14 protein-coding genes are annotated in these 12795 nt (G+C 64.5%); 6 read left to right on the plus strand and 8 right to left on the minus strand.

The annotated features are described in order from the left end of the window. Positions 1-182: 182 nt before the first annotated feature. Together ACVOL0_RS18860 and ACVOL0_RS18865 are read right to left on the minus strand one after the other, a co-directional pair. Positions 183-2603 carry a DUF3772 domain-containing protein gene (locus tag ACVOL0_RS18860; RefSeq protein WP_481550385.1) on the minus strand — a complete coding sequence of 807 codons (2421 nt, stop codon included), beginning with the start codon at positions 2601-2603 and terminating at the stop codon, positions 183-185. A gap of 89 nt (positions 2604-2692) precedes the next feature. Continuing rightward, positions 2693-2941, minus strand: a complete 249-nt coding sequence (locus tag ACVOL0_RS18865; RefSeq protein ID WP_313170951.1) for a hypothetical protein — start codon at positions 2939-2941, stop codon at positions 2693-2695. A gap of 191 nt (positions 2942-3132) precedes the next feature. Here ACVOL0_RS18865 and ACVOL0_RS18870 point away from each other — a divergent pair, with 191 nt between their 5' ends. The 3 genes from ACVOL0_RS18870 (at position 3133) to ACVOL0_RS18880 (ending at position 5436) form a co-directional block, all read left to right on the plus strand. After that, positions 3133-3630 (plus strand): lipocalin family protein, encoded by a 498-nt coding sequence (locus tag ACVOL0_RS18870; protein WP_481550386.1) that lies wholly within the window; start codon positions 3133-3135, stop codon positions 3628-3630. Positions 3631-3660: 30 nt separating this feature from the next. Next, positions 3661-4872 carry an NAD(P)/FAD-dependent oxidoreductase gene (locus ACVOL0_RS18875; RefSeq protein ID WP_481550387.1) on the plus strand — a complete coding sequence of 404 codons (1212 nt, stop codon included), beginning with the start codon at positions 3661-3663 and terminating at the stop codon, positions 4870-4872. A 108-nt stretch (positions 4873-4980) separates the two neighbouring features. Next, the gene (locus tag ACVOL0_RS18880) at positions 4981-5436 is read left to right on the plus strand and encodes a hypothetical protein (protein WP_481550388.1); all 456 of its coding nucleotides are present in this window, start codon (positions 4981-4983) and stop codon (positions 5434-5436) included. A 45-nt stretch (positions 5437-5481) separates the two neighbouring features. Here ACVOL0_RS18880 and ACVOL0_RS18885 read toward each other — a convergent pair whose 3' ends face one another. Further along, positions 5482-5805, minus strand: a complete 324-nt coding sequence (locus ACVOL0_RS18885) for a DUF6122 family protein (RefSeq protein WP_481527823.1) — start codon at positions 5803-5805, stop codon at positions 5482-5484. Between the two features lie 182 nt (positions 5806-5987). Between ACVOL0_RS18885 and ACVOL0_RS18890 the strand changes: the two genes are divergently transcribed. Further along, positions 5988-6458, plus strand: a complete 471-nt coding sequence (locus tag ACVOL0_RS18890) for a YehS family protein (protein ID WP_481550389.1) — start codon at positions 5988-5990, stop codon at positions 6456-6458. A gap of 196 nt (positions 6459-6654) precedes the next feature. Here ACVOL0_RS18890 and ACVOL0_RS18895 read toward each other — a convergent pair whose 3' ends face one another. The 4 genes from ACVOL0_RS18895 to ACVOL0_RS18910 form a co-directional block, all read right to left on the minus strand. Further along, on the minus strand, positions 6655-7116 hold the full coding sequence (locus tag ACVOL0_RS18895) for a hypothetical protein (RefSeq protein WP_481550390.1): 462 nt from the start codon (positions 7114-7116) through the stop codon (positions 6655-6657). A gap of 300 nt (positions 7117-7416) precedes the next feature. Beyond that, complete coding sequence (locus ACVOL0_RS18900) at positions 7417-7992, minus strand: OmpO family porin (protein ID WP_303748602.1); 576 nt, start codon at positions 7990-7992, stop codon at positions 7417-7419. 211 nt (positions 7993-8203) lie between these two features. Next, positions 8204-8677: a Cu(I)-responsive transcriptional regulator gene (cueR, locus tag ACVOL0_RS18905; protein WP_481550391.1), complete on the minus strand. Its 474-nt coding sequence runs from the start codon at positions 8675-8677 to the stop codon at positions 8204-8206. A gap of 6 nt (positions 8678-8683) precedes the next feature. Then, entirely contained in the window at positions 8684-11176 is a 2493-nt protein-coding gene (locus ACVOL0_RS18910) for a heavy metal translocating P-type ATPase (RefSeq protein WP_481550392.1), read from the minus strand. A 131-nt stretch (positions 11177-11307) separates the two neighbouring features. On the opposite strand from ACVOL0_RS18910, the gene ACVOL0_RS18915 reads away from it, so the two are divergent. Beyond that, complete coding sequence (locus ACVOL0_RS18915) at positions 11308-11496, plus strand: heavy-metal-associated domain-containing protein (protein WP_481550393.1); 189 nt, start codon at positions 11308-11310, stop codon at positions 11494-11496. 146 nt (positions 11497-11642) lie between these two features. On the opposite strand, the gene ACVOL0_RS18920 is transcribed toward ACVOL0_RS18915, so the two are convergent. After that, the gene (locus ACVOL0_RS18920) at positions 11643-12047 is read right to left on the minus strand and encodes a hypothetical protein (RefSeq protein WP_481513339.1); all 405 of its coding nucleotides are present in this window, start codon (positions 12045-12047) and stop codon (positions 11643-11645) included. Positions 12048-12177: 130 nt separating this feature from the next. Between ACVOL0_RS18920 and ACVOL0_RS18925 the strand changes: the two genes are divergently transcribed. Then, positions 12178-12567, plus strand: a complete 390-nt coding sequence (locus ACVOL0_RS18925) for a DUF6165 family protein (RefSeq protein ID WP_481550394.1) — start codon at positions 12178-12180, stop codon at positions 12565-12567. The last annotated feature ends 228 nt before the right edge of the window (positions 12568-12795 follow it).

The raw sequence follows: 12795 nt of genomic DNA on the forward strand, positions 1-12795 counted from the left end.
TCCGCATGCCGCTGGGCGTGGACCAGGAGATCGACGACCTGGAGATCCGCGCCTGGTTGAACCATGCCGAGCAGTTGGCCGTCGACGACTATGCGCTGGTGCCAACCAGCGCGCATCCGCGGGCGCCCCCCCGCTCCTACATCCCTCTTGTGAGGCCCCTGCCGAGCATGGCTCGGCACTACCTAGGCCTGCGGGGGATCGCGCACCAGATGGATGTCGGTCGGGGTGACCAGGGCGATGCCGGCGGCAGCACTCTGCTCCAGCAAAGCGAACAGCACCTCGCTGCGGGCGCCGTACACACTGCGCGACGATGACACATAGGCAAAACTGTTCACCGCGACTTGGCCACCACTGATCGAATCAATGAAGAACGACGGCGCTGGATCGATCAGCACTGTTTCGTTGGCGGCATAGATCCCCAGCAACAATGCCCGCAGCTTGCCCATGTCGGTGCCCAGTGGCACCGAGAACTGCACCTGGATGCGGCCCAGCGCATTGGCCATGGTCATGTTGCGGATGGTCTTGGTGATCAGCTCCGAGTTGGGCACGATCAGCGTGGAACGATCGCCCACCTGGATCTCGGTCGAACGCACCGAGATGCGGCGGATATCGCCCTCCTGGTCACCGATCTTGATCCAGTCACCAATCTTCACTGGCCGCTCGGCCAGCAGGATCAGGCCGGAAACGAAGTTCTGGGTGATCGCCTGCAGGCCGAAACCGATACCCACCGACAGGGCGCTGGCCAGCAAGGCCACCTTTTCAAAACCAATGCCCAGCGCTGCCAGGGCCCACAGGCCAGCCAGCACGATGCCGAGATAGTGGGCAACGGTGCTGATCGAATTGCGTGCACCGATATCCAGGTCGGTCTTTGGCAGATAGGTATCCACCAGCCAGCGCTGCACCACCCGCATCAGCGCCAGCCCCAATACCAGCACCAGCACCGCGCTGATGATCGAGGCCGGCGTCAGCAGGTTGCCGCCGATCTTGATGCCGGCCGACAGGCGCTCCAGCCAGCCATACAGGGCGCTGACGTTGCCGAACGGTGCAACAAAGGCGGTGATGCCCAGCATCACCAGCGCGAGCCGTGACGTGGCCGACAGCAATACACCGGCCTGTTCCAGGCGATTGGAGGACAAGCCGGTCGACAGCCGCAGCATGCGCCCAGCAGCACTGTCCGGTGCCAACAGCCACAACGCGAAGTCATCGGCGAAGCGCGTCAGCAACGTCGTCGCCAGCACGATCACCGTGCCCCAGACCATCTGCTGGGCAGTGAACATGGCGAAGTTGAGGTAGCCGAGCAAGGTCGCCACCAGCGCGGCGAAGATGCTCAGGTAGCCGCCCAAGCGCGCCACGATCAGCCAGCCACTGCGCGGTGCACGCGGCGAACGGCCGCTGCTGGTGTTCTCCGCTTCCGCCTGCGCGGCTTCGGCCGCACGGCGTCGATGCAGGCCGGCCAGGGTCGCCAGCATGCTCATGATCAACACCACGTAGGTCAGTGCGATCAGGCCATCCAGGGTCACCGTGCCCACCGCCGAGGTGCGCGCCGCGCGATTGACGTCGCGCAGCAGCATGGTCAGCCAGGTCAGGCTGGCCGCGCCCCAGGCAAAGCGGCGCAGGCGGGCGGCGGCGACATCATCGATGTCGAGCAAGCGCCAGGTCGGCCGTGATGGCACCAACAGGCTGGCTGCCACGGCACCGATGAAGGCCGCCACGAAGGTAGCGACGACGAACATGTCGGCCACCGATTCCAGCCGGGGCGCGATCGCATCGATTGCCCGCAGGCTGGCCACCAGTACCGTGGCCGCCAGCCCCGGCAGCAAGGTGCCGACCAACAGCAGCCACACCGCAAGACCGGTGCGACGCAGGCGTCCGTCCGGGGCACGTTCGGAAGCAGCGTAGCGACGACCAAGGTGGCGCAACCAGATGCGCAGCGGGAACAGCATCAGCAAGGCCAGCGCGGCGCCCAGCAGCGGCATGCCCCAGCCCTGCTTGCCGGCTGCCTTCAGCAAGGCATCGTGGGCCTGGCGGTACAGCGACTGGAAACGCGCAAGATCGTCCGGCACATGCTCGCCAAACTCACGCCAGAGGGCCGGCGACAACGGCGAGGCCACCTTGCGGCCCATCTGCTCGCCAAACTGCTGGGCGCGCATCTTCTCGATGGCTTCGTTGGCCTGCTTGGCCTCCTCGGCCAGCAGCTTGCCGCGCTTGATGTCGGCATCGATCTGGCTGCGCTGCTGGTCCAGCAGCTTGCGCTGGCGGGCAATACCGGAATCTTCCCCGCCCTCGGGTGCCGGCCCCAACTGCTCGATGCGGGCATCGAGCTGGGTTAGTTCCGGCTGCAGCGCGGCGACGCTGACCTCGGCCTCGCGCTGCGCCTGGCTGGCACGCTCGGCCAGGGTTTTCAGGGTTTCCGGTGCATCGGCATCGGTGACCGCGCGTTTGACCGCCGCCACCGCGCGCGAGGCCTGTTCGATACGGGTCTGCGGACTGCTATCGGCTGCCGCACCATCGGGCGCGGCCCAAGCCACATTGCTGGCACCCAGGCCAAGCAGGAGGACAAACAACAGCGCGCGCAGCGGATGCGAAAAACGATGGGCAGGCAAGACGGAGCACCGGATCGCGCGGACCACCGCGCCTGCCCGGAACTATATGTCAGTGCGTGTTCACTTCCTGCAAAAACACGTCACGGTACTCAGTATTCCAGTGCCAGTTCGACGATATGGTGGCGGTTGAGTTCGTAGATTTCCTGGAACTCGTCCTCGGTCAATTCGGCCGGTGCATAGACCGCCACCGGCTCCCACACCTGGGTGGTCGGTCGTGGCTGGCGCGGCCCGGCCCGCAGGGCGAAGCCCTGGCCGTCGTAATGGACCACCTCCGGCAACTGCTCCCAGCGTTCGCGTGCATAGCGGTTCTGCCCCTTGAGCAGGATCACGACAAACATGGCGGACTCCCGTCTTCGGATGGCGACAGCCTAGCGCAGCCATGTTTGCCCGGCGCGAAGGCCGCTTCGCGCATGAATGCAGGCCTTCAGGCAACGGCGAGACGACCTCCCGGGCACGGGCACTTAACCATTGCTGCCTTATAGCTGGACCTCCGACGCAGCCGCCTGCGTGAACGCCAGAGAGGTTTTCCATGCATCAACACCCTGAGCTTGCCACCGTTCCCCAGGTGGACCTGCAGCGTTACCTGGGTACCTGGTACGAAGTTGCACGCCTGCCGATACGCTTTGAACCCGAAGATGCCACCGACGTCACCGCCCACTATTCGCTCAATGAAGATGGCAGCGTACGGGTGCAGAACCGCTGCCTGCGCGGCGGCAACCTGGAAGAAGCCATCGGCCAGGCCAAGCCGATCGACGACACCAACAGCCGCCTGGAAGTCAGCTTCCTGCCCGAAGGCCTGCGCTGGATTCCCTTTACCAAGGGCGACTACTGGATCATGCAGCTGGACGCGGCCTATACCACTGCCCTGGTCGGCAGCCCTGACCGCAAATACCTGTGGTTGCTGGCACGCCTGCCGCAGATGGATGCCACCACCCGCGACCACTACATCGCTTACGCGCAGCAGCAGGGCTTTGATACCGCAGCACTGATCCACACGCCACATACCGGCCACCCCACCGCCGGCTGAGCGGCGGCCCCGCGATGACCGGAGCTGTGCATGGACCTGAAAAGCGGCTATCCGTTCTGGGCCATCAAGAATGGCCTGATGCACGCCTTCCCTGCGCTGCGGCAGGACCTGCGCTGTGAGGTGGCGGTGATCGGCGGTGGCATTACCGCTGCCCTGATTGCCGACCAACTGGTGTGCCACGGCCACGATGTCGTCGTCATCGAGCAGCGCGACATCGGCTGGGGTTCCACCGCCGCCAGTACGGCGCTGCTGCAGTATGAGATCGATACGCCATTGCGCGAGCTGGCCAAACGCCATGGCATCGACGCCGCACTGCTGGCCTATCGCGCCTGCGCGCAGGCCATCGACGAACTGCAGGCGCTGGCCGAGCAGGTCCGCGGGGTGGATTTTCAAAGCACCCTGAGCCTGTACTACGCCAGCCGCCGCGGCCATCTGCGGCCGCTGCTGGAGGAATACGAACTGCGCGACCGGCATGGCTTCGCAGTGGAGTGGCTTGATGCCGACGGTGTTGCCGAGGAATACGGTTTCGCCGCACCCGGCGCCATCCGCAGCACGCCGGCCGCGCGCATGGACCCCTATCGCATGACCTACCGTCTGTTGACGCGGCTGTTGGCGCAGGGCGCGCAGGTCTACGACCGCAGCAGCGTGGCCTCGGCAACGACCGGCACCCGCCGGGTCCAACTGCGCACCACCCACGGCGTGCAGGTCGACTGCGAGCATCTGGTAGTCGCCTCCGGCTACGCCGCCCAGGACTGGCTGAAGCAGCGCGTGGCACGCAACCGCAGCAGCTATGCCGTCGTCACCGATCCACTGCCGCCGGCACTGCTGGGACCGCTGCGCACTACCTTGATGTGGGAGACCGCCCGCCCCTATCTCTACCTGCGCAGCACAGCCGACAACCGCCTGCTGGTGGGCGGCGAGGATGACGCGATCGATCTGCCACCGCGCCGGGATGCGCAGGTGGATCGCAAGGCCGCGCGCCTGCTCGGCAAACTGCGCCGCCTGTTCCCGCAGCTGACCGTCCAACCCACCTTCGCCTGGGCCGGCACCTTTGCCGAAACCGAAGACGGCCTGCCCTTCTTCGGTGCCCACCCACAGTGGGGGCCGCGCGTGCATTTCGCCATGGCCTATGGCGGCAACGGCATCACCTATTCGATGCTGGGCGCCGGCCTGATCCGGGCTGCCATCGAAGGCCGCCGGCACCGCTTGGCGGAACTGTTCTCCTTCCGGCGCCTGACCTGAAAGTTCCCCGCCGGCGACAGTTATCGACAGCCATCGTTCAACGCTTTTCTGTTAGCGTCCGTGTTGCCCGCCAGCACGGCGTGGTCCCAGTTCCGGAGCGCCTGCAACATGATCCGCACATCCCTGATCGCCGTCCTGTTGTTGGCCCCCGCCGTTGCCATGGCACAGGATGATGCCGCCAGCGCCGCAGGCGGACTGGACCTGAGCGTGCCACAGGCGCCGCTGCGTTACCTGGGCGAAACCTACAAAGGCGATGCACCGGGCACCTATTACGGCGACCACAGCGGTCGCGGGCTGGCCAAAAAGGACAGTCCTGGCGCCGAGGTAATGGATGACAAGCTGCAGGTACATGGCGCGGTCAGCGCCGGTATCGGCTATTCCAAGGCCTACGGCAACAGCAATTGGCAGGCCGTGGACCTGAACGTGGGCAAGAACTACAACACCGACGAAGGCCAGAGCCGACGGGTGAACCTGAACATCCACATGAGCAAGAGCGACGGCCCCGGCCCCTATGGCTACGGCCCTGGCCCCGGCTTTGGCCCTGGCCCCTGGGGCGGCTGGTAACCCACCCCTCCCCGTTTGGCGTCTGCTGAACCCGGCGCGCGCCGCTTAGCGGCTGGCATGCATCCATAGACAGTCCAGCGCATCCAGCGCGATGTGCACCAGCAGGCCGATGCCGAACAGGCGGGTGCGCCTGGGCACGGTCAATCCCGCGTAGACCACGATGGCTGGCGCCGTATGCAAGGGATGGAAGCCGATGCTGCAGCGGTCGGGCGCATAGATGGGATCGGCCAGCAGGTGGTCCAGATCGATCACCCAGCCCAGCAGCAGCAACAGCCAGGCCTTGCCGAACTGCGGCCGCCAGAACAGCCAGGCCAACAAGGCCGGCACCGCCAGATGCAGACACAGGTGCAGGATCGCGCGTGAACTCATTGCCGGCCCGCCAACAACAGCGCGGCAGACCGGGGCCTTACGGGCTGCACGGAAACGGGGACGTGTGGGAGCATGCGGGCGGATTTTGCTGAACCAGCCCCGATTGTAGGCTGGGGGCTTGCCAGTGCGGCGTTACACTATGCCCCCGCCGGCATCTCCGCCGCGGTGGTTCCGGAGTGGCAATGATCAACAACGACGTACTGCGCAGCATCCGCTACATGCTCGACCTCAGCGACAGCATGGTGGTGGACACCATCCATCTGGCCGATTCCAGCTTTGCAGTGGATGCGGCACAGGTGCACGATTTCCTGCGCAAGGACGACGAGCCGTTGTTTGAAGCCTGCCCGGACGCGGTACTGTCGCGCTTCCTGGACGGCCTGATCTACCACTACCGTGGCCGCGACGAATCGCAGCCGCAGCGTCCGCCGGAAAAGCGCATCACCAACAACATCGTGCTGAAGAAGCTGCGCGTGGCCTTCGAGCTGAAGGACGTGGACATGCATGCGATCTTCGAGGCCGCTGGCTTCCCGATGTCCAAGCCGGAACTGTCGGCACTGTTCCGCCAGCCCGACCACAAGAACTACCGCGAATGCGGCGACCAGGCCCTGCGCAACTTCCTCAAGGGCCTGACCCAGCGCGTACGTCCGGCGTAAAACGACTGTGAGATGTGGGAGCGACAGCTCCCTTGTGGGAGCGGCGTAAGCCGCGAAGCTGACAATGCATGCGCGCCGGAGATTCTCTTCGGGCGGTATGGCGTTGACCGCTGCTTCGGCAATAACTGTGGCTTCGCGGCTGATGCCGCTCCCACAAGAGCTGCAAGAGCCGCGAGACCCGAATCAGTCTGACCGTTTACAGGATGCGGTACACCCGCGCCTTCGGCAGGTCTTCGTCCACCTGCAGGAACCAGCGCCCGGCGATGCCCGGGATCACTTCGATTTCCGGTGACTGCAAGGCGGTGCGCAGGCGCATCTGGCCTTTGAGCACTTTCCATTGCTGACCATTGGCCAGCACGAACACCGTGCCCGGTTCCCAGCCCTCCACCGTTCCCTGCACGCTGCTGTGCACCGGCCCTTCTTCCAGGCCGATGTGCATGGGAGACGGCGCGGGCATGACGGCGACTGCGGGTGCCGCGGCTGGCGCTGTTTCGCTGAGCATGCGGTTGAGCAGCTGCAACTGCTGCGCGCTCAGCCCGACCTCCCGCAACTGCTCGGCGCTCAGGCGCTGCTCCAGCGGCAGGTAGTCGCGTTGCTGGCTCCAGGCCAGTGGGGTGGTCGACAACAGCATCGCGACGAACAGCAGGCGGGTCTTCATACGCAGGGTCCTTCCGGCCAATGCCGGTTGAGGCGCACTTTGCTGCAGTTTGGTTGCAGTGGTGTTACATGAAGCAGAACAACAGCTTGCCCTCACCCCAACCCCTCTCCCGCAAGCGGGAGAGGGGCTAGTGCACTTCGAGCTGACGCGATCCGAGCCCCTCTCCCGCTTGCGGGAGAGGGGTTGGGGTGAGGGGAGGCTTCCAGCTGAAAATCTCGAACAACAGCAAAAACCAAAAATGAAAAGGCCCGGCATAGCCGGGCCCTCCTTCGCTACATGACGCCAAAGCGCCAGTACGTCTTACCAGCTGAAGCGCGGACCGACGGTCCACTGCTTGTCACCGTTGTTGAACATCTTGATGTCGCCATTGATGCCCCAGTTCTGGTTCAACTTCACCTGGCCACCAAGACGGCCGTAGAAGTCGCCTTCCGGGCTGATGCCGTGCTTCTTGCTGAAGTCTTCGTAGCCAGCCATTGCATACACTTCAGCGTGCTTGCCGAATGCGGTGCGGATGCCGGCTTCAGCGCTGTAGCCGTTGAAATCCAGGCCCTGGGCGAACTTCTCGTCGTACTTTTCGTAAGCCGCACGAGCAACGAAATCGGTGGTCGGCGCGATTTCCTTGTTGAAGCCGGCGCCAACGCGCCACTGCTCGATATCAAGGTTGGTGTGCGAGATTTCCTGACGGGTGTATTCACCGAAAGCGTGGAAATTCGGCAGGAACCCGTAGGAGCCCTTTACGCCCCAACCTTCAGCCTTGCCGTCGGCCGAGGTCTTGGCGTAGTCGGCTTCGGCATAGTTGTAGGACAGGCCGTCAGCGGCCGAAGCGGCGAACGGGAGGGCGGCAACCAGCGCCAGGGCAATCAACGAAGTCTTCATGGGGGTACTACCTCTGCATTACTGAGCTTGATGGCACGACAGCAAACAGCTGTCTGCGTCCGGATGTAAGTTTTCCGTTAGACGCCCCAACAAACCCTGAAACCGCCCCTGCAATAAAACGCCGATTTTTGGCTTTTATTCAGGCGTTTTCTGGCACGCGCGGCGCGCGTGCACTTTGCATCTCGTTCATTTTCACGATTGCACGCAATAATCAGCGTGCGCGCTTGCCCGCGGAGACACCGCCAAAGGTGGTTGGCAATGCGCTGTCGTGCAGCGGCACGCCGGTCTCGATATCACGCAGGATCGGGCAATCCGGCCGGTCATCGCCGGCGCAGCAGTCGGCCAGCGCCTGCACGGTCTGCACCATGCCCTGCAGCTCGGCGATGCGCTGTTGCAGTACCTGCACGTGCTCCAATGCCATGCGCTTGACGTCGCCGCTGTGGCGCGAGCGGTCGCGCCACAGTTCCAGCAGTTCACCGATGCGCTCCACGCTGAAACCCATGTCACGCGAGCGCTTGATGAAACCCAGCGTATGGATGTCGCGTGGCGCGTACAGGCGATATCCCGCATCGGTGCGCGCGACCGGCCCGATCAGGCCGATGTCCTCGTAGTAACGGATCATCTTGGCGGAGATGCCGGAGGCCTTGGCGGCCTGGCCGATGTTCATGCCCTCTTCCATCGTCATCACTCCTCAAGCGTCCATCTGTGGGGCGCGGAAGCGCTTCAGGCGCAGCGCATTGCCGAGCACGAACACCGACGACAGCGCCATCGCACCGGCCGCAAACACCGGCGACAACAGGACGCCCCAGACCGGATACAACACGCCGGCCGCGACCGGAATCAAGGCCGCGTTGTAGACGAAGGCCCAGAACAGGTTCTGGCGGATATTGCCCATCGTCGCCTTGCTCAGCGCAATGGCATTGGGCACGCCCTGTAGGCTGCCGGACATCAGCACCACGTCGGCGGCCTCGATCGCCACGTCGGTACCGGTGCCGATCGCCAAACCAACATCGGCTTCGGCAAGGGCCGGTGCGTCGTTGATGCCATCGCCTACATAGGCCAGGCGGCCGTGCTCGGCCTTGAGACGGCGCACCGCATCAACCTTGCCTTCCGGCAGCACTTCGGCAACCACTTCGTCGATGCCGAGCTGGCGCGCGATGGCTTCAGCGGTGCGACGGTTGTCGCCGGTGATCATCGCTACCTTCAGGCCCAAGGCATGCAGGCTGGCGATGGCGGCACGGGTATCGGACTTGATCGGGTCGGAGACGGCGATGATTGCCGCCAGGCGGCCATCCAGCGCCGCGTACAGTGGGCTCTTGCCTTCCTCACCCAGGCGCTGCGCATCGGCAGCGAACACCGCCACATCCAGACCGAGCTTCTGCATGAAACGATCAGCGCCCACTTCCACGCGCACACCCTCCACAGTCGCACGCACGCCGTAACCGGTCACCGATTCGAAGGCATCCACGGCCGGCAACTGCAGGTTTTCCTGCTGTGCGGCGGTAACGATGGCGCGGGCAATCGGATGTTCCGAACGGTCTTCCACTGCCGCCACGCGCGCCAGCACATCATTGCGCTGGAAGCCCTCGGCCAGCTGCAGGTCGGTCAACAGCGGGCGGCCTTCGGTCAGCGTGCCGGTCTTGTCCACCGCCACAACCTGCGCCTCCTTCAACAGCTGCAGTGCTTCGCCCTTGCGGAACAGCACGCCCAGCTCGGCGCCACGGCCGGTGCCGACCATGATCGAGGTTGGCGTCGCCAGCCCCATCGCACACGGGCAGGCAATGATCAGCACCGCCACTGCATTGACCAGCGCGAAGCTCAGCGCCGGCTCGGGGCCGAAGATCAGCCACACCGCGAAGGTCAGCAGCGCCAGGCCCATCACGATCGGCACGAACACCAGGGTGATGCGATCGACCAGGGTCTGGATCGGCAGCTTGGCACTCTGCGCCTGTTCCACCAGACGGATGATCTGCGCCAGCACGGTTGCGCCACCGACAGCGGTGGCACGCACACCAAGTGCGCCGGTCTGGTTGACGGTGCCGCCAATGACGGTGCTGCCCGGTGCTTTCTGCACCGGCACCGGCTCGCCGCTGATCATCGATTCATCGACATAGCTGTCGCCGTCGACAACCTCACCATCCACCGCGATGCGTTCGCCGGGGCGGACTTCAATCACATCGCCGCTGGCGATCTGTGCAAGTGGCAGCTCAACCACGCTGCCATCGCGACGCACGCGCGCGGTCTTGGCCTGCAGCTTGAGCAGACGCTTGATCGCCTCGGAGGTGCGCCCCTTGGCCTTGGCCTCCAGCACGCGGCCGAGCAGGATCAGGGTGACGATGACCGCGGCGGCTTCGTAATAGACATTCACCGTACCGGCCGGCAACAGCCTGGGCAGGAAGGTTGCCACCAACGAATAGCCATAGGCCGCCAGCGTTCCGACCGCGACCAGCGAGTTCATGTCCGGTGCAGCGCGCAGCAGGGCCGGGATGCCCTTCTGGTAGAAGCGGCGGCCCGGGAACAGCAGCACCAGCGTGGTCAGCACGAACTGCAGCAGCCAGCTGTTCTGGGTGCCCAAGGTGCTGGCGATGAGGTGATGGAAAGCCGGCAGCAGATGCCCGCCCATTTCCAGCGCAAACACCGGCAAGCTCAACGCCGCCGCAATCCACAGGTCACGCTTGAGCACACGCAGTTCGTCGGCATGGCGCTGCGCCTGTTGATCCTCGTTGCTGCCGGCACTGCCGATCACGCTGGCCGAGTAACCGGCTTTCTCGATCGCTGCCAGCAACGCTGCCGGATCGGCTGTGCCCTGCACGCTGGCGCGCTCGGTGGCCAGGTTGACGCTGGCCGACTGCACGCCCGGCACGGCCTTCAGCGCGCGCTCGACGCGGCCCACGCAGGACGCGCAGGTCATGCCTTCGATCAGCAGTTCCTGCGCCGCGGGTGTGCTGACCTCGTAGCCAGCCTTGTGTATTGCCTGCACCAGCGCCTCACGCGGCACGCTGCCATCGGTATGGACGCTGGCGCGCTCAGTGGCCAGATTCACGCTCGCCTGGCTGACCCCGGGGACGGCCTTGAGCGCACGCTCGACCCGGCCCACACAGGAGGCGCAGGTCATGCCTTCGATCATCAGATCTTCGGTGGCGGGGCTGGGTTTCTGCTTGCCCGGACTGGCGATGCTGCTCATCGGCACGTCTCCATTTGGATTGTTGGAGGCACCTTAAAGCTTCCAACGATGGCAGGGTCAAGCCTTCTTTATCGCTTGACCTTGCCATCATGGCAAGCTGCATGCTGGCTCCACCCCAACGGAGAAACCCCATGAAACTGCATATCGAAAGCATGACCTGCGGCGGCTGCGCCCGCAGCGTGACGGCCACCGTCAAGGATGTCGACCCGGCAGCCACGGTCGAGATCGACCTGCCAGGCAAGAACGTGAGCATCGAGTCCAGTCAGTCGCTGGAAAGCTTCACCAAGGCCCTGGAAGAAGCCGGCTTCCCGGCGAAGTAACGCGCCGCGTTCATGATTTGTGGTTTGTGGGAGCGGTGTAAACCGCGAAGCTGGCAGCAATGAATGTTCCAGTCATGCTGATGACTGGTGGTCCATCGGCTTCGTGGCTTACGCCGCTCCCACATACCAGCCACCCACTGCTCGCCTCAGCGCGCGCGTTTCCATACTTCGCGCTCAACCCGGCGCTCGCCGTCCCAGCGCTCCAGCGTCCACACATCGCCTTCCAGGGTGTAGCGGAAGCTGTAGCTGCCGCCGTTCTCCAGCGGATACGAGGCCATCAACGGCGTTTCCACGTACTGCCCGTCAGCGCTGCGATAGGTGCCTGAGCCACCGGCCCAGAACTTGCCGTCGCTGGTGGTGGTGAAGGCAAAGCGGCCATCGGCCAATATCTTGGTGCCGGCCAGCTTCTGGCTGGCGTAGTCCACCACCGCCCCTTCCGGGTTGATGAACTCCCCTGATTGCAGTTGCCAGGCGCCTTGCAGGCCCTCGGCGCCGTGCGCACTGGCAGCGCCCAGCATCAATACAGCGGTGGCAAAAGAACGCAGCAGCATCGGCAAATCCTGATCGGGATGGGCCCGCATTGTGCGCATTACCGCTGCCTGGACGCCAATACCGGTTCATTGGCAACCTTTGCCGTGGCGCTATCATTGCCGCATTACAGCAATCAACGGCGGCCACAACGTGCAGACCCTACTCACACCGGTATCGATTGGCGAACTGATCGACAAGATCACCATCCTCGAAATCAAGGCCGAGCGCATCAGCGATACCGCCAAGCTGGCCAATGTGCGCACCGAGCTGCAGGGCCTGTGGCCGCTGTGGTTGTCGCAGCAGGAAGCGCGCCCGTCGCTGAGCGCGCTCAAGGACCAGCTCAAGGCGATCAACGAGCGCATGTGGGAGATCCAGGACCGCCTGCGCGAGAAAGAAACCGCGCAGGATTTCGGCGCGGAGTTCATCACCTTGGCGCGCGGCGTGTATGGCACCAACGGTGAACGCATCGTGGTGAAGAACGAGATCAACCGTGTTGCCGGTTCGGCGCTGGTTGAAGAGAAGCAGTACCAGGGCGAGTAAGCCACCAAGCCCCCTCCCTTTCGCGTAGCGAAGGGGAGGGTTGGGGAGGGGTGCTCTTGGCGGCAACCTCAAAGCTCCAAGCAAAAGCCAACCCCCTCCCAACCTCCCCCTTGGCTACGCCAAAGGGGAGGAGCAAAGCGCTCCCTGCCGCGCGAGCAGCCATGCCCCCTCCCTTTCGCGTAGCGAAGGGGAGGGTTGGGGAGGGGTGCTCTTGGCGGCAACCTCGAA

The sequence above is a fragment of the Stenotrophomonas sp. STEN021 genome (assembly GCF_056760175.1).